Origin of the sequence: Candidatus Methylopumilus turicensis, from assembly GCF_000953015.1 — a bacterium.
GTDB lineage: Bacteria > Pseudomonadota > Gammaproteobacteria > Burkholderiales > Methylophilaceae > Methylopumilus_A > Methylopumilus_A turicensis.
The window spans coordinates 19,242-36,355 of sequence record NZ_LN794158.1; the positions used below are offsets into that span (position 1 = coordinate 19,242).

General features: G+C 45.9%; 19 protein-coding genes. 13 read left to right on the forward strand and 6 right to left on the reverse strand.

Features of this window, described 5'->3' with window-relative positions; all coding sequences use genetic code 11:
* Nucleotides 1-18: 18 nt before the first annotated feature.
* On the reverse strand, nucleotides 19-795 hold the full coding sequence (locus BN1209_RS00110) for a uroporphyrinogen-III synthase (RefSeq protein ID WP_045750426.1): 777 nt from the start codon (nucleotides 793-795) through the stop codon (nucleotides 19-21).
* Between the two features lie 6 nt (nucleotides 796-801).
* Entirely contained in the window at nucleotides 802-1,737 is a 936-nt protein-coding gene (gene hemC / locus BN1209_RS00115) for a hydroxymethylbilane synthase (RefSeq protein ID WP_045751847.1), read from the reverse strand.
* Nucleotides 1,738-1,877: 140 nt separating this feature from the next.
* Between hemC and argH the strand changes: the two genes are divergently transcribed.
* The gene (argH, locus tag BN1209_RS00120) at nucleotides 1,878-3,287 is read left to right on the forward strand and encodes an argininosuccinate lyase (RefSeq protein WP_045750427.1); all 1,410 of its coding nucleotides are present in this window, start codon (nucleotides 1,878-1,880) and stop codon (nucleotides 3,285-3,287) included.
* Here the strand turns inward: argH and hemW are convergent.
* From hemW to rph, 4 genes are read right to left on the reverse strand one after another with little or no spacing between them, the layout of a single operon-like run.
* Entirely contained in the window at nucleotides 3,284-4,516 is a 1,233-nt protein-coding gene (gene hemW, locus BN1209_RS00125) for a radical SAM family heme chaperone HemW (protein ID WP_045750428.1), read from the reverse strand. The genes argH and hemW overlap by 4 nt on opposite strands.
* A gap of 12 nt (nucleotides 4,517-4,528) precedes the next feature.
* Complete coding sequence (locus BN1209_RS00130) at nucleotides 4,529-4,765, reverse strand: hypothetical protein (protein WP_045750429.1); 237 nt, start codon at nucleotides 4,763-4,765, stop codon at nucleotides 4,529-4,531.
* A complete protein-coding gene (gene rdgB, locus BN1209_RS00135; protein ID WP_045750430.1) occupies nucleotides 4,762-5,379 on the reverse strand; it encodes an RdgB/HAM1 family non-canonical purine NTP pyrophosphatase in 618 nt (205 codons plus the stop codon). Before rdgB ends, BN1209_RS00130 begins: the two co-directional genes overlap by 4 nt.
* Entirely contained in the window at nucleotides 5,379-6,110 is a 732-nt protein-coding gene (gene rph / locus BN1209_RS00140; protein ID WP_045751848.1) for a ribonuclease PH, read from the reverse strand. Before rph ends, rdgB begins: the two co-directional genes overlap by 1 nt.
* A 122-nt stretch (nucleotides 6,111-6,232) precedes the next feature.
* On the opposite strand from rph, the gene BN1209_RS00145 reads away from it, so the two are divergent.
* The 12 genes from BN1209_RS00145 to argC all read left to right on the forward strand — a co-directional run bounded on the left by BN1209_RS00145 (nucleotide 6,233) and on the right by argC (nucleotide 17,044).
* A complete protein-coding gene (locus tag BN1209_RS00145) occupies nucleotides 6,233-7,099 on the forward strand; it encodes a YicC/YloC family endoribonuclease (RefSeq protein ID WP_045750431.1) in 867 nt (288 codons plus the stop codon).
* A gap of 14 nt (nucleotides 7,100-7,113) precedes the next feature.
* Nucleotides 7,114-7,722, forward strand: a complete 609-nt coding sequence (gene gmk / locus BN1209_RS00150; protein WP_045750432.1) for a guanylate kinase — start codon at nucleotides 7,114-7,116, stop codon at nucleotides 7,720-7,722.
* 28 nt (nucleotides 7,723-7,750) lie between these two features.
* On the forward strand, nucleotides 7,751-7,963 hold the full coding sequence (rpoZ, locus tag BN1209_RS00155; RefSeq protein WP_045750433.1) for a DNA-directed RNA polymerase subunit omega: 213 nt from the start codon (nucleotides 7,751-7,753) through the stop codon (nucleotides 7,961-7,963).
* A 36-nt stretch (nucleotides 7,964-7,999) separates the two neighbouring features.
* The gene (locus BN1209_RS00160) at nucleotides 8,000-10,231 is read left to right on the forward strand and encodes a RelA/SpoT family protein (RefSeq protein ID WP_045750434.1); all 2,232 of its coding nucleotides are present in this window, start codon (nucleotides 8,000-8,002) and stop codon (nucleotides 10,229-10,231) included.
* Between the two features lie 48 nt (nucleotides 10,232-10,279).
* Nucleotides 10,280-10,912, forward strand: coding sequence for a pyridoxamine 5'-phosphate oxidase family protein (locus tag BN1209_RS00165; protein WP_045750435.1), 633 nt, complete (start codon nucleotides 10,280-10,282; stop codon nucleotides 10,910-10,912).
* A gap of 53 nt (nucleotides 10,913-10,965) precedes the next feature.
* The gene (locus tag BN1209_RS00170) at nucleotides 10,966-11,349 is read left to right on the forward strand and encodes a RidA family protein (protein WP_045750436.1); all 384 of its coding nucleotides are present in this window, start codon (nucleotides 10,966-10,968) and stop codon (nucleotides 11,347-11,349) included.
* A gap of 15 nt (nucleotides 11,350-11,364) precedes the next feature.
* Nucleotides 11,365-13,413, forward strand: coding sequence for an ATP-dependent DNA helicase RecG (recG, locus tag BN1209_RS00175; protein ID WP_045750437.1), 2,049 nt, complete (start codon nucleotides 11,365-11,367; stop codon nucleotides 13,411-13,413).
* Nucleotides 13,414-13,464: 51 nt separating this feature from the next.
* Entirely contained in the window at nucleotides 13,465-14,028 is a 564-nt protein-coding gene (locus BN1209_RS00180; protein WP_231855131.1) for a chorismate--pyruvate lyase family protein, read from the forward strand.
* Nucleotides 14,029-14,898, forward strand: coding sequence for a 4-hydroxybenzoate octaprenyltransferase (ubiA, locus tag BN1209_RS00185; protein WP_420885814.1), 870 nt, complete (start codon nucleotides 14,029-14,031; stop codon nucleotides 14,896-14,898).
* 141 nt (nucleotides 14,899-15,039) lie between these two features.
* The gene (rplM, locus tag BN1209_RS00190) at nucleotides 15,040-15,480 is read left to right on the forward strand and encodes a 50S ribosomal protein L13 (protein WP_045751851.1); all 441 of its coding nucleotides are present in this window, start codon (nucleotides 15,040-15,042) and stop codon (nucleotides 15,478-15,480) included.
* Between the two features lie 9 nt (nucleotides 15,481-15,489).
* A complete protein-coding gene (rpsI, locus tag BN1209_RS00195; RefSeq protein WP_045750438.1) occupies nucleotides 15,490-15,882 on the forward strand; it encodes a 30S ribosomal protein S9 in 393 nt (130 codons plus the stop codon).
* Between the two features lie 127 nt (nucleotides 15,883-16,009).
* Entirely contained in the window at nucleotides 16,010-17,044 is a 1,035-nt protein-coding gene (argC, locus tag BN1209_RS00200; RefSeq protein ID WP_045750439.1) for an N-acetyl-gamma-glutamyl-phosphate reductase, read from the forward strand.
* Nucleotides 17,045-17,114: the final 70 nt, after the last annotated feature.

Below are 17,114 nucleotides of genomic sequence, written 5' to 3' on the forward strand. Positions count from 1 at the left end.
GTTTGATCTTATCAAGGTTTAGTCTATTGATGCGGATGACGTTACTGCTTTAATTAAACAGGCCAACATTGCTTCGTCACCAGGTGCAGCTGCAATATGCACATTTAAGCCTAATTGTGTTGGCTCTTCAGCAATTCTAGCGTGGTTCACGCATAGCTTAACATTTTTAAGCCAAGCTTGATGATTTGCCATGGCCAGAAGGTTTCGCATCGCCTCTGAGCTAGTCACAACGATGGCATCCAGAGATCGCGTTGAAGCGAATGTCGTTAATTGACTTAAATCTTGCTGAGGATTGATGCGCTGATAGCACTCCGCGAAACTCACCTCAGCGCCACGGGACTTTAAGGTGTCCGCCAATACCTCACGTCCCCCGATCCCTCTAAAAATCATCACTTTTTGATTTTTAACTGTTTGCATTTCAGGCAAGGCGAGCAGGGATTCGCTATCAAAGCGGTCTTTAGGGATTAAGGTGTTTTGGATGCCGAATTTACTTAGCTCGGCGGCGGTACTCGGGCCAATGGCTGCAAATCTCAATGAGGAGGGGAGTTCGAGCTTGCTAACAAAAGGCATACCGTTTTGAACGGCATTGCTACTAATAAAAATCGCCCAGTCGTATTCATGAAGACTGCTAATCGTATGTTCAAAAGCTTGGTAATTACTCAGCGGCGCTATTTCAATCAGTGGAAAAGAAATCACTTCGCCACCGGCCGCTTGCACTAACTTGCTAAGTTTTCCTGCTTGACCAATCGGTCTTGTAATGACGATATGACGATCATGAAGCAAGCTTGAGTTCATCTTGTTTTAATGAGTATCTAATGTGGCAAGAATACGATTTGCACCCAAGGCAACCAATTTTTCAGCGAGTAACTGACCCAATTTTTCAGGATTTTCGATGCTGCCCGTGACTTTCTCTTTGACCATTTCTTTACCATCGACGCTCGCCACAAAGCCTGTCATGGTAATGCTGTTGTCTTTCATTTGTGCATAAGCGCCGATTGGTACGGTGCAACTTCCAGCGAGCGCACGGCTCATGCCACGCTCCGCCTCTACACAAGCTGCAGTGGCTGGATGATTAAGAGGTGCAAGCACAGCTATCATATCCGTGCGACTTGCATTAATCTCAATCCCCAGCGCGCCTTGACCAACCGCAGGAATGCTGTCTTGTGGTGAGATGAGTTCGCGAATGCGAGATTCCAAGCCTAGACGAATTAAGCCCGCTGCTGCAAGAATAATTGCCGCATATTGCCCCTCATCTAGTTTGCGCAAACGTGTTTGTAAATTACCGCGTAGTGATTCAATTTTTAAATTGGGAAAGCGCGCTTGCAATTGGCTTTGGCGGCGCAAGCTTGAAGTGCCCACAATGCTGCCGTCAGGCAATGCGGCTAAGCTGTCAAAATCATTAGAAACAAAAGCATCGCGTGCATCTTCGCGCTCACCAATGGCTGCCATGGCAAATCCATCTGGCAAATTCATGGGCACATCTTTCATTGAGTGCACCGCTAAATCCGCACGTCCATCTGCTAACGCTTGCTCAAGCTCTTTCACAAACAAACCCTTGCCACCAATTCGGGCGAGTGGGGAATCTAGAATTTGATCGCCCGTGGTCGTCATGCCCAAAATCTCAACGGTACTGGTTGGATAAAGGGCTTGTAATCGGCTTTGAATATGTTTGGCTTGCCACATTGCGAGGGCGCTTTCGCGTGAGGCGATGACGATTTTTTTAGGTGGTGTGTTCATGCAATCAAATCTATTAACAGAAGTTTTACTGATTTTAACATACCGCTGACGCTTGGCTTGTTGCAAAGGATGACATAGAAAAAATGATGTTTTGCTTTATACTTACTACATAAATTCATTACAGATAAGCGTCTTACAGCATGCAAGATAAATCAGATTTAGCTAAGTCAAATACAGATAAAGTTTGGTCGGGTCGTTTTAATGAGCCGGTCTCAGAATTGGTGAAACGTTACACAGCCTCTGTCGACTTTGATAAACGCCTCGCAACCTTTGATATCCAAGGCTCATTAGCCCATTCAAAAATGCTCGGTGCGCAAGGCATTATTAGCCAAGAAGATGTCGCTAAAATTGCGCAGGGTTTGAATGAAATCCTGCAAGAAATCGAAGCGGGTCAATTCGAATGGCGCCTAGATTTAGAGGATGTGCATCTGAATATTGAAAAGCGCCTCACCGATAAAATCGGAGACGCAGGCAAGCGCCTTCATACTGGAAGAAGTCGTAACGATCAGGTGTCAACCGATGTTCGTCTTTGGTTGCGCGCGGTGGCTGACGATGTCATTGCTGGCATTCGCAAGTTGCAAAACTCGATTGTTGATTTAGCCGAAGCGCATTTTGATACCGCGATGCCCGGCTTTACCCATCTTCAGGTTGCTCAGCCAGTCACGTTTGGTCATCACCTGTTGGCTTACTTTGAAATGTTGCAACGCGACGCAGCGAGATTTTCCGATGCACGTAAACGGATTAATCGTTTACCATTGGGCGCTGCTGCTTTAGCTGGTACTAGTTATCCGATTGACCGTGAAATGGTCGCGAAAGAATTAGGTTTTGATGGCGTTTGCGAAAACTCACTCGATGCTGTTTCAGATCGTGACTTTGCGATTGAATTCACAGCTGCAGCGGCTTTGGTCATGACGCATCTTTCACGTTTTTCAGAAGAGCTGATTTTGTGGTCAAGCCCAAGATTTGCTTTTGTGGATATTGCCGATCGTTTCTGCACTGGCTCATCCATAATGCCGCAGAAAAAAAATCCTGATGTGCCTGAGTTGGTTCGCGGTAAAACTGGGCGCGTGACAGGTCATTTGATGGCGCTTCTCACGCTCATGAAGAGTCAGCCGCTTGCTTACAACAAAGATAACCAAGAAGATAAAGAGCCGCTGTTTGATACTGCGGATACCTTATTAGTGACCTTGGAAATATACGCGGATATGTTGCGTGGCATTAAAGTGAATAAAGAAGCGATGCGAAAGGCTGCAACAGAAGGTTTCGCGACAGCGACGGATTTGGCTGATTACCTTGTTAAGAAAGGTACGCCGTTCCGTGATGCGCATGAAGTGGTGGCTTTGGCGGTTCGCCATGCCGTTGATAAGGGCTGTGACTTATCTGATTTGCCACTAGCTGAATTGCAAAAATTTAGTGCGCAAATCTCAGAAGATGTTTATCAGGTTTTAACCCTAGAAGGCTCATTGGCGAGTCGTAACCATGTTGGTGGCACCGCACCAGCACAGGTGAAACAAGCTATTGCCCGTGCACGTAAGGTGTTAGCTGCTTAAAGAAAGAGCTGTAATAATTCGTTAAGAAACCGTTGGCCCATGAATGTGGGTTGAATGAGGACTTTGTTTTGGGCATCTAGGGATTGCGTGAGTAATCCTTTTTTTTCTGCTTCGCTCAGTTGGTGGGCAAGTGCGTTACTACTTAGTCCAGTACGCTGCACCAGCAAACTTAAAGGTACGCCATCTGTTAAACGCAATGCATTCATCATGAATTCAAAGCCTAATTCCTCGCGCGGAATGATCCATTCATGATCGACAGCTTCCCCTTTCACCGCATGTTCTAAGTAACGGTTTGGATGTTTGTGGCGTGTCTGCCTAATGATTTTGTCGTGAAAGCTTAATTTGCTGTGCGCGCCAGCACCTATCCCTAGATAGTCACCAAAGGTCCAATAGTTGAGATTGTGCCGACATTGTTTTCCGGGTTTAGCAAAGCCTGAGGTTTCGTAATGCTCATATCCATTAGATTTTAAAACCAGCTCAATCTGTTCTTGCATCAACGCGCTAGTGTCATCATCTGGAAGGCTTGGCGGCGTGCGGTGAAATGGCGTGTTGGGTTCTAAGGTGAGGTGGTAGAAAGAAAGATGGTTTGGATTCAAAGCGCACGCGCGTTTTGCGTCGTTTAGTGCGTCCTCTAGGCTTTGATTTGGTAAAGCATACATTACGTCTAAATTAACGCTATCAAAGGTAGCAAGCGCTAACTCGGCGGCTTTAATCGCCTCTTCTTGATTATGAATTCTGCCTAGCGCTGTTAAATAGCGATCATCAAAACTTTGGATGCCGATAGAGAGTCGATTAACGCCAGCTTGTTTGTAGCCCGCAAAGTTGCCTGCATCGGCCGTTCCTGGATTAGCTTCTAAGGTAATTTCCGCATCGTATTCCAGTGGGGTGAGCATTCGAACGTGGCTTAAAATTCGATCGATTGCTGCCGCGGAAAATAGGCTCGGCGTACCGCCCCCAAAAAATACACTACGTATTTTTCTTCCCCAAACCAAAGGCGTGGCTTGTTCTAAATCTGCAATTAAGGCATCCACATAAACATCTTCTGAGAAGTTATGCTTATTTTCGTGGGAGTTAAAATCACAATAAGGACATTTACGTACACACCACGGAATATGAATGTAAAGAGATAGCGGCGGCGGGTTCTTTAGGCCTGAGACGGTGTTGCTTCCAGCTAAAGGCGCTTCAGTATTGGGAGAGATAACATTTTCAATCGGAATGATAGGAATCATTGATTGCTACGCTTAATTTGAATCGTTATTTGGGTAAGGATTAATGAGGCTATCCACCAGCGCGTGCAAGGCTTCGCGCATTTGCGCTTCAGACACTTCCATGAGCAAACCGTCTTCAAGCGCATCCTGCGCTATTTGTTTTAGCTCATCAAAGTTTTCGGTCATGACCTTCACTTTTTCAGTGCATGAGACAACCGTCTTGTCATCGCGCACCCATTTGGGCCAGTGAGATTTGTTCGCGTCGCTCATGAAGAAAGTCTTTCTAGCTTTTGCAGTAGTTTGGTCATCGCATGGCCGCGATGACTGATGCGACTTTTAATCTCAAGCGGAAGTTCAGCCACTGTTTTACCCGTTTTAGCATCAAGGAATAGTGGGTCATAGCCAAATCCATCATCACCTTTTAGCGCGCTTAAAATCTCGCCCGCCCAAATGCCTTCAGCAATTATTGGCTCGGGGTCGTGCTCATGACGAACGAGCACAATGACACAATAAAAATGCGCATGACGATTCTTTTCACCTGCCATGACCGCTAATAACTTTTCATTATTGCGTGCGTCTGATTTTGGCGTCTCAGCAGTCTCGCACGCATATCTTGCAGAAATGACACCTGGCGCACCTTGAAGTGCATCAACACATAAACCAGAATCATCCGCCAAGGCTGGTAAGCCTGTTATTTTGCTGGCATGGCGGGCTTTTGCTAATGCATTCTCAATAAAAGTGACATGTGGCTCTTCGGCCTCGGGCACATTCAATGAAGCTTGCGGGATGATTTCTAAACCAAGCGGCGCAAGCAAGTGCGTAAGCTCTTTGAGCTTGCCCTTGTTGCCTGATGCAATGACGAGTTGGTTGAAAGGTAATTGCATTACAGGCCTAGTGATTGCTTTTGCTTGATGCAGAGTTCTTTGATGCCGGCATTCGCAAGACTCAACATTGCGGTCATGTCGTCATGGCTAAATGGTTCACCTTCAGCGGTGCCTTGGATTTCTACAAAACCACCTTTGCCTGTCATAACGACATTCATATCAGTGTCGCAGTCTGAGTCTTCGATGTAATCAAGATCAAGGACAGGGGTGCCTTTATAAACACCAACCGAAATCGCAGCGACGGAATCTTTTAGTGGAGATTCTTTGATGAGTTCTTTGTTCATCAGGTATGAAATCGCATCCTGTAGGGCAACATAAGCACCAGTAATACTAGCCGTGCGAGTACCGCCGTCAGCTTGAATAACGTCACAATCAATTTGAATGCTACGCTCGCCTAGCTTTTCTAAATCAATGATGGCACGTAAGCTGCGGCCAATTAAACGTTGAATCTCTTGTGTACGCCCAGATTGTTTGCCGCGCGCCGCTTCTCTATCCATGCGACTACCTGTAGAGCGAGGCAACATACCGTACTCAGCCGTCACCCAGCCTTGGCCCTTGCCTTTTAAAAAGCCAGGCACTTTTTCTTCGACGCTTGCAGTGCAGAGCACATGCGTGTCACCAAACTTTACTAATACACTGCCTTCGGCATGCTTGGTGTAATTGCGAATAATCTCAACAGTGCGTAATTGGTCATTCGCTCGGCCGCTTGGGCGTGAAGTATTGGCAGACATCGTGTTTCCTAAAAATTTGTTTTTCTTGAAGCCGCTATTATAAGCCAGAAATATCTTGTTATTCATGGCATGAAGGGGACCAGATTTGATACCATCTAGACTCTTAAAAGGAATCACACGCAATGATTTATAGCATGACTGGATTTGCCTCGATCGAAAGACAGATGGCAAATGGCGTTTTAGTGGTTGAGCTTCGCTCAGTTAACCATCGTTATTTAGAGCTTCATATGAAGCTTGATGAGCATTTGCGTAGCTTTGAGCCATTAGTGCGTGAAATGATTTCAGCAAAATTGGGTCGCGGCAAAGTGGAATGTCGCATGAGTCTTATGCAGCGTGGAGCAGCTGATAAAGCATTGTCTTTAGATGAGGACGTGCTGACTAACTTATCTGCAGTGGCAGATCAAATTCAAAAGCGTTTCCCAAGTAGCCAAGCACTTTCCGTCTCGGAGATTCTTCATTGGCCAGGGGTCGTGCAAAATCAGCAGGCTGATAATGACCAGTTGGCTGAGGATATCAAAAGCAGTCTCAAGCAAATTTTAGAAGACATGACTGCGTCTCGTGCCCGCGAAGGTGCAAAGATGAAGGCATTAATTCTTGAGCGTTTAGCCGATGCCGAGAAAATAGTGGCGACGGTGAAGCCATTATTACCGCTTCAAGTAAAGGCTTATCAAGAGAAGCTGACGGCAAAACTTCAAGAGGCTTTAAGTGGCGTTGATGAAGATCGCGTGCGTCAAGAGCTGGTCTTGTTTGCACAGAAAATTGATGTCGATGAAGAGCTGACAAGACTGACAGCACACATTAGCGAAGTGAAACGTATTTTGGATGCCGACCAAGCGGCTGGTAAACGTTTAGATTTCTTGATGCAAGAGCTTAACCGTGAGGCCAATACTTTGGGCTCAAAATCGGTATCAACAGAAGTATCGCAAGCTTCAATGAGCTTGAAGGTATTGATTGAGCAGATGCGTGAACAAATTCAGAATATAGAGTAATTAGAGGCAGTCTTATGTCAGGTAACTTATTTATTATTACAGCCGCATCAGGTGCGGGTAAAACTAGCTTAGTACGTGCGCTTCTCGCAGCGGACTCGCAAATCAAACTTTCTATCTCTTACACGACACGCCAGCCCCGTCCAGGCGAGGTGAATGGTGAGCACTATCATTTTGTAGAAGAGGCGACGTTTTTGAGCATGTTAGGAGAAGGCGACTTTTTAGAAAGTGCCCATGTGCATGGTGCGCGTTACGGCACCTCTCAAACGCGGGTTGATGAAGCGCTGGCATCTGGCAATGATTTAATCTTGGAAATTGACTGGCAGGGTGCAGCCCAGGTGCGGAAACTTTACTCAGAAGCGATTAGTATTTTTATCTTGCCCCCATCAATCCCTGAACTTGAATCACGCTTACGTGGCAGAGGCCAAGATAGCGAAGAGGTGATTCTTAAGCGATTAGCTGCGGCCCGTGAAGAGATGAGCCACGTGGGTGAGTTCGACTATGTTACAATCAACGACAAATTTGAGAAGTCATTGCAAGATTTAGTATCGATTGTCCGTGCTCAGCGACTCAAATGTAATGCCCAATTGGCGCGTCATGCAGCGTTAGTTAAAGGTCTCGTATAAGTTTCTTACTAAATTCAGGAGTATTACCATGGCTAGAATGACAGTAGATGATTGTCTAGAAAAAATCCCAAACCGCTTTCAATTGACTTTAGTTGCAGCTTTTCGCGCGCGTCAATTAGCAAACGGTTCAGAGCCTTTGGTAACTACTTATGGCCAAAAAGACAAACCAACAGTATTAGCTTTGCGTGAAATTGCCGCAGGTAAAGTTGGCTTGGAAGTACTTAATCGCGGCCACGCTTAATTCACGGTTATCTTCATGTGTTGTAGATAGCCTGACATGCCTAATGATAAAAATCATCATGCAGGAAAACGCGCGGCAGACTTCCTAAAACCTGCTGCGCCGTTGTTACCCGCGGATCGTGAAGATTCGCAACTCACGTTAGCCCTCAAGAAATACCTTAAACCTTCAGATATCGAGCAAGTTTGGGAAGCCTATCGCTTTGGCGATGCAGCACACCAAGGCCAAATACGTAAAAGCGGTGAGCCTTATATCACCCATCCTGTCTCAGTCGCATTGATATTAGCTGGCTTGCACCTTGATACGCCCACTATTATTGCGGCGCTTCTCCATGATGTGGTTGAAGATACTGGGATTACCAAAGAAGAAGTCAGCGAGAAGTTTGGCACGCAAGTAGCCGAGCTTGTCGACGGCTTATCCAAACTAGACAAAATCGAGTTTCAAAGCGCCACAGAAGCCCAGGCTGAAAATTTCCGGAAAATGCTCCTCGCTATGTCACAAGATGTGCGTGTGATTTTGGTGAAGCTGGCTGATCGTTTGCATAACATGCAAACCTTAGACGTGATGAAGCCAGATAAGCGTCGCCGTATCGCACGTGAAACCTTAGAAATCTATGCCCCGATCGCAAACCGTTTAGGCTTGAATGAGATTTACCAAGAGCTTGAAGATTTGAGCTTTAAAAATCATTACCCGATGCGTTATGAGGTGCTTTCTAAAGCGATATTGGCAGCCCGTGGCAATCGCAAAGAAGTTGTTGGAAAAATCCTAGATGCGATAAAAGGTCGTCTAGCAGAGATGAAAATTGAAGCAGATGTTTCGGGGCGTGAAAAACATCTGTATAGCATTTATAAAAAGATGACGGGTAAAACCATCGCTTTTTCACAGATTTTCGATATTTACGGCTTTCGTCTCATCGTTAAAGACTTACCGTCTTGTTATGCGGTATTAGGTGTTTTGCATGGTTTATATAAGCCGATTCCTGGTAAGTTTAAAGATTACATTGCGATTCCTAAAGCCAATGGCTATCAGTCATTACATACGACGTTATTCGGCCCATTTGGTACGCCGATTGAAATACAAATTCGTAGCCAAGAAATGCATAACATCGCCGATGCTGGTGTTGCAGCGCATTGGCTATACAAAACAACGGATGCAGACTTCACCGCGATGCAACAACAAACCCATCAGTGGTTACAACGTTTGCTGGATATCCAATCTGAAAGCGCCGATTCATTAGAGTTTTTAGAGCATCTCAAGGTCGATTTATTCCCAGATGAAGTTTATGTGTTTACCCCGAAAGGCAAGATTCTTGCACTTTCTAAGGGCGCAACAGCTGTCGACTTTGCTTATGCAGTGCATACCGATATTGGCAATCGCTGTGTCGCGGTGAAAATCAATCAAGAGTTAGCGCCGTTAAGGTCAGAGCTTAGAAATGGTGACCATGTTGAGATTATTACCGCAGCACACGCCCATCCCAACCCAGCTTGGCTTAACTACGTAGTGTCCGGAAAAGCCCGTGCGCATATTCGTCATTTCTTGAAGTCTATGCAATCAACGGAGTCAGCGCATTTGGGTGAGCGTATGCTTAACCAAGCACTTCGTGCCTTGCACACGGATGCGAGCAAAATTGATGAATCGCAATGGCAAAAGCTATTGCGAGATTATGGTGCGAAAAACAAAGAAGAAATTTTGACCGACATTGGCTTAGGAAAACGACTGAATGTCATGGTGGCCCACCAGCTGATTGCAATGGGTGAGGAGCACGGCGAGCGCCATGCAAAACATCCTAATAAACCATTGGGTACCATTACGATTCGCGGTTCAGAAGGCATGGCGGTGCAGTTTGCGCAATGTTGCCGTCCGATTCCTGGCGATCCAATTCTGGGCTTTATTAACAAAGACAGAGGCTTAGTTATTCATACCCATGATTGTCCTTCTATTCGTAAATTCCGCGTAGATCCTGATAAATGGCTGGATGTTGAATGGGATCCTCAGGGTAATCGCTTATTTAAGGTGAACTTGAAAATTGCAGCGGCCAATAAGCCCGGGATGTTGGCGACCATTGCTTCTGCGATTGCAGATGCAAACTCAAATATTGATAACATCAGTATGGAAGAGTCAGACAACAGCACTTATACCAATATTTTATTTACCGTACAGGTGCAAGATCGTGTGCATTTGGCGGACTTGATGCGCCGGTTACGTAAGATCCCAGATGTTGTCCGCATGAATCGCACCAAAGGAACAGGCGCTGAACAAAGGGCGCAATAAGCATATCGTTGATGTTTGCCCCATCAATGCAAAGTGAAAGGGAAAGTCATGAGTGAGTATTTCAATCAAGGTCAGCGTCAGCTTCAAGAGACATTTGAAACCATGCCTTTGGCAGATAGATTGCAAGCAGGGATAATCGCTCCAGAAATCAATCCGCTAGATGCAGAGTTTATTGAAGCACAAAACATGTTCTTCCTTGCAACGGTTGATGACAAAGGCCAAGCGAACTGTTCTTATAAGGGCGGTCAAAAAGGTCTCGTTAAAGTAGTTGATCCTACGACGCTCGCATTTCCAATTTATGACGGTAACGGTATGTTTATGTCCGCTGGTAATGTGCTGGTGAATGGTCAAGTTGGTTTGTTGTTTGTGGATTTTAATAAACAAGCCCGTGTTCGCGTGAACGGTGTTGCAAGCATCACGCAAAATGATCCTTTGCTTTCTCATTGGCCAGAGGCTGTGTTGGTGGTTCGTGTTGCAGTCCGTGAGACATTCCCAAATTGCCCACGATATATTCATAAAATGGCCTTGGTTGAAGAGTCCGCTTTTGTGCCAAAAGCGCAATGTGCAACACCAGATGCTCCATGGAAGAAATTGGAAATTGTGGCGGATGTGTTGCCACCTAAAGATGCGCATTTGGCGAGCAATGAGCAAGACGTGCTGGCTGCCATCAATCGTAATTAACGCTACGCAAATAAAGATTCAATTTTTAATCACTGATATTTAGGAAAAAAGTAATGAGCAAGCAAATTATTCATACCGATGGCGCACCTCAAGCAATTGGGACTTATTCACAAGCCGTTAAAGTGGGCAACACCGTCTATCTATCTGGCCAAATTGGCTTGGATCCAACTTCTATGGAAATGGTGGATGGTATTGAAGCGCAAGTGCATCGTGTATTTACTAATCTGAAAGCGGTTGCTGAAGCTTCAGGCGGTTCGCTAGCGGATGTGGTGAAATTGAATGTTTTCTTAATTGACCTTTCAAATTTCGCTTTGGTAAACACCATCATGGCTGAATACTTTACGCAGCCTTACCCTGCACGTGCAGCAGTTGGTGTTGCCTCATTGCCTCGTGGCGCCTTGGTTGAGGCGGACGGCGTGATTGAGCTTAACGCTTAACTAACGCAAGCTGGCTTGACCAAACTCGCTGACATCAAAGGCATTACCAAGCCCGTGCTATCGGGCTTGCACAAGCTAGGTATACACGATGTGCAGGGGTTGTTGCTCCATATGCCACTACGATATGTGGATGAAACTCACATTAGTGAGGTGCGCGAGCTGCGCATGGGTGAGCAAGCGCAAGTTGAAGGTGAAATTATTCATCTTGAAGTGAGTTATAAACCACGCAAGTCTTTAATAGCTCGTTTGTCTGATGGCACGGGCGATATCTTTTTACGGTTTCTGAATTTTTATCCAAGCCAAATTGCTGCCCTTAAAGAGGGTACGCGTGTTCGTGCTTTAGGTGAGGTGCGTCATGGCTACTTCGGCTATGAGATGGTGCATCCGCAGACGCGCGCCGTGCGCGAGACTACTGCCGTTAAACAAACACTCACGCCAGTTTATCCGACAACCGCTGGCCTAAGTCAGCCCAGCATTCGTAAATGGGTGACTTGGGCATTGAATAACGGCGATGTCAGTGAAACGTTGCCAAAAGAGACGTATGCCAAACAAACGCCAAGTTTTCAGGCAAGTTTGCAGTACCTCCATAATCCACCACCAGAAGCGAATTTACAGGCGATGGAAAATCGCTCAAATCTTGAGTGGCGTCGTTTAGCCTTTGACGAGTTGATTTCGCAGCAGCTTTCTATGCGGCAGCATTACGCCAAAAGGCGTGAGCTTGGCGCACCAGTGTTGAAATTATCGACCAATTTAATTCCACAATTGCTCAGCACATTGCCTTTTGGTCTAACGGGCGCACAGCAAAGAGTCGTCAAAGAGATTAGCCAAGACCTGAGTCGTCCTTACCCAATGCAACGCTTGTTACAAGGCGATGTGGGCAGTGGTAAAACGATTGTTGCGATGTTGGCGGCTTTGCAGGCGATTGAGAATGGTTATCAGGCTGCCATCATGGCGCCGACTGAAATTTTAGCGGAGCAGCATTATCAAAAAATGCTGCATTGGCTTGCACCTTTGGACATCCAAGTGGCGTGGCTTTCTGGTAGCCAAGGTAAGAAAGATAGAACAGCTTCTTTGGCGGCTATTGCGAGTGGAGATGCGCGCTTGGCGATTGGTACCCATGCTTTATTTCAAGCACAAGTGCAATTTAATCAATTAGGCTTGGTGGTGGTGGATGAGCAACATCGCTTCGGTGTTGAGCAGCGACTCTCCTTGCGTCAAAAAGGGCAGAGTGATGAAGTGAGTGCGCCGCATCAGCTCATGATGTCTGCCACGCCTATTCCCCGTACCTTGTCGATGAGCTATTTTGCGGATTTGGATGTGTCTGTCATTGATGAGTTGCCGCCAGGGCGCACCCCGATTGCTACTAAATTAGTTTCTGATGCGAGGCGTGATGAAATAGTTGAGCGGGTCAGAGCAGCTTGCAGCCAAGGCGCACAGGCTTATTGGGTCTGTCCGCTTATTGAAGAGTCCGAGGTGTTGCAGCTTCAAACGGCTTTGGATACTTTTGAGCATTTACAACAAACCTTCCCAGATTTGCGAGTGGGGTTAGTACATGGCCGCATGAAATCAGCTGAGAAGCAAAGTGTGATGGCGGAGTTTAGCGCGGGAGATATTCAGCTGTTAGTGGCAACGACAGTCATTGAGGTGGGTGTGGATGTGCCTAATGCGAGTTTAATGGTCATTGAGCACGCCGAACGCATGGGGTTGAGCCAACTCCATCAGTTACGTGGCCGCGTCGGCCGTGGCGCTGCAAAGAGTGCTTGTATCCTGATCTACCAAACCCCGCTTTCTGAAACTGCGCGCGCGCGACTTAAAATTATTTATGAAAGTAGTGATGGCTTTGAAATTGCACAGGCGGATTTGCACTTGCGCGGCCCCGGAGAGTTTTTGGGGATTCGTCAAAGCGGTACGCCTATGCTTAAAATCGCTGATTTAGAGCGCGATGCAGACTTGCTGGAGCAAGCCCAAGCCGTTGCGGATGAATTGCTCAAGCGCCATCCGGTTGAAGCACAAAAGCATTTGGACAGATGGTTAAGCCGTGGTGATGAGTTGGTGAAGGTGTAGCCATGAATCTACGATTAAACGATACGATTTTAACCGTGCGATAATTTGTCTGTGAAAATTCGTTCTCAATCTCTTTATCAGCGTTCTCGCTGGCTTGCTAAACCAATGCACAGCGGTGCCTATCGGCCGTGGCTGATTGAGCGCGGTTCCTTGACTGCACGCTTGCAAGCTAAAACGAAAGGTTTTCATGTGCAGGCTTTGACTGTGCATAATGATTTGCCTTGTCGAGATGAGGCGCATTTATTAGGTTTGGTTTCACATCAGCACGCATTATTGCGGGAAGTGATGTTGATGGATCAGCAGCAACCGTTGGTCTTTGCACATAGCGTGTTGCCCCATAAAAGCCTACGAGGGGTTTGGCGCGGCTTGGGCCGTTTAGGCAATAGGCCATTGGGCGCAGCTTTGTTTGCTGACCCGCGCGTGATAAGAACCCCGTTGCAATACAAGAAAATTAGTAAGCACCACGCTTTATATATGCGTGCCGCAAAAAATCTCGCGTCATTGCCCCCATCGTTATGGGCAAGACGTTCTATATTTGAGCTAAATAGTGCTTATAAGCGGCAGTCGATTATGGTGACAGAGGTTTTCTTACCGGCTGTATTGGGTTTAAATTAAATGAACAAAATTACGCTCAGCAATAAAATCAATGCTTATGAACGCCTGATGCGCTTAGATAAGCCGATTGGTATTTTGTTATTGCTGTGGCCGACGCTATGGGCCCTGTGGCTTGCTGCTGATGGCCATCCTCACTGGATATTCGTAGGTATTTTTACCCTGGGTACGATATTAATGAGATCTGCTGGATGTGTGATGAATGATGTTGCGGATAGAAATTTTGACGGGCATGTGGCGAGAACCAATCAGCGCCCTTTAATTTCAGGTGAAGTGGGGGTCAAAGAGGCCTTGGTAATCGCAGTGATATTAAGTTTGATTGCGTTTGGTTTTGTGCTGGTGCTCAATCGTCTAACTATTTTACTTTCTATTCCCGCTTTATTTTTAGCGGCTAGTTACCCGCTAACGAAACGCTTTTTTGCGCTTCCGCAGGCTTATTTAGGGGTGGCTTTTGGTTTCGGCATCCCAATGGCCTTCTCAGCAATTCAAGGTTTGGTGCCGGTTGAGGCTTGGCTCATGTTGCTTGCTAATATTTGCTGGTCTCTGGCGTATGACACCGAATATGCAATGGTTGATAGAAGCGATGATTTAAAGATCGGAATACGCTCTTCAGCAATTACGTTTGGTCGATTTGATGTGGTGTTCATCATGTTCTTTTATTTAACAATGTTGGCTTTGATGGCATGTGTTGGGCATTGCTTGAGTCTTGCTTGGCCATACTATGTGGGGCTAGCAGCGGCATTGGGCGTGGCGCTATACCATTACCAGTTAATTAAAAACCGTGAAGAAAGTAAATGCTTTAAGGCGTTTTTGCATAACAATTGGATAGGGGCATTAATATTTGCTGGTATCCTAATGAATTACTATCTCTAATCGATAATTTGGCATGCGTTGTGCCTATATTAGTTTTTTTATACAAAAAAGATAAAAAGAATCACAGATACCGTTTGACAAAGGGCTCTGCGCTGACATAAAATCCGCCTCTTGATTTTTTTTGTGATTATTGGCTTACCAATGAAAACCTTTTCAGCTAAAGCGCACGAAGTAAAGCGCGACTGGTTCGTAGTTGATGCTACGGATTTAGTGCTAGGCCGTTTGGCTAGCGAGATTGCTCACCGTTTACGTGGCAAACATAAAACGATTTATACACCGCACGTTGATACAGGCGATTACATCGTTGTGATCAATGCGGACAAAATCAAAGTGACAGGTACGAAAGACTTGAATAAGTTGTACCATCGTCACTCTGGTTATCCAGGTGGTATTTCAACAACTAACTTCGGTAAGATGCAAGAGCGTTTCCCAGGCCGTGCCTTGGAAAAAGCTGTTAAGGGCATGTTACCAAAAGGTCCTTTGGGCTATGCAATGTTCCGCAAGATGAAAGTCTATGCTGGTGCGAAGCATGACCACGTGGCACAACAGCCACAACCTTTAGTCATCCAAAGCCAAGCTTAAGGAATCGATATGATTGGTAAATATAATTATGGTACTGGCCGTCGTAAAAGCTCAGTAGCTCGCGTTTTCTTGAAATCTGGTAAAGGCAACATCGTTGTAAACGACAAGCCAGCTGACGAATACTTCTCACGCGTGACTTCACGCATGATTCTTCGTCAACCACTTGCTTTGACAGATAACGAATCAAGCTTCGACATCATGGTAAACGTGGTGGGTGGCGGTGAATCTGGCCAAGCTGGTGCAGTTCGTCACGGAATTACACGTGCTTTGATTGACTACGATGCAGCGCTGAAGAGCGCTTTGTCCAAAGCTGGTTTTGTGACACGTGATGCACGTGAAGTTGAGCGTAAAAAAGTTGGTTTACGTAAAGCGCGTCGTCGTAAACAATTCTCTAAACGTTAATTTTTTAGCGTTCAGCAAAAAAAGCCGCGTAATTGCGGCTTTTTTGTTTTCCAGCTTAGCTTTTTGTTACTATGCTGTTTGCTGGCTTTTGCGATAGCCAAACGAATATTAAGAATGGTTTTGAACTATGGATAAAATCAAAGTAGGAATTGTTGGTGGCACAGGCTATACCGGTGTTGAGCTCTTGCGTCTGTTGGCGATCCATCCAAACGTAGCGCTGACCGTTATTACCTCTCGTGGTGAGGCAGGTATGGCCGTGGCTGACATGTTCCCGAGCTTGCGTGGTTATGTGGACTTGAAGTTTTCAGACCCAGCACAAATCGATTTATCCATCTGTGACGTCGTCTTCTTTGCGACACCGAATGGCATTGCTATGCAGCAAACGAGAGAGTTGCTTGCAAAAAATGTACGCGTCATCGACTTAGCTGCGGATTTTAGAATCAAAGATGTCGCTACTTGGGAAAAATGGTATGGCATGACGCATGCTTGCCCTGAGTTAATTACTGAAGCTGTCTATGGATTGCCAGAAATTAATCGGGAGCAAATTAGCAAGGCTAGGTTAGTTGCTAATCCTGGTTGTTATCCAACAGCTGTGCAACTTGGTTTTATGCCGCTACTTGAAGCTGGCGTGATTGACCCCACATATCTCATTGCAGATGCTAAGTCTGGTGTGAGTGGTGCAGGACGTAAAGCAGAAGTGCATGCGCTGTTGGCAGAGGCTGGTGATAACTTTAAGGCTTATGGTGTTGCAGGCCATCGTCATTTACCAGAGATTAGCCAAGGCTTAGCGGCGATGGCGAATAAGCAAGTGGGCTTAACATTTACGCCTCACTTATTGCCAATGATTCGTGGGATTCATGCAACCTTGTATGCGAAATTGACGAAATCTGTGGATTTGCAAAAGTTGTTTGAAGAAAGATATTGCAATGAAGCTTTTGTGGATGTGTTGCCTAAGGGCAGTCATCCGGAAACCCGCTCAGTGAGGGGTTCTAACCAATGCAGAATTGCCGTGCATCAGCCACAAGGTGGTGATACTGTGGTGATCTTGTCGGTGATTGATAATTTGGTGAAGGGCGCTGCAGGCCAGGCAGTTCAAAATATGAACATCATGTTTGGATTGTCTGAAGGCTTAGGCCTGAATGTTGTGCCTTTATTGCCGTAATTTTCTAGTGTATAGTAGAGTAATTATATCAAGTATTTAGCGTATTCATTTGCGCGCAACTTTTAGTTCT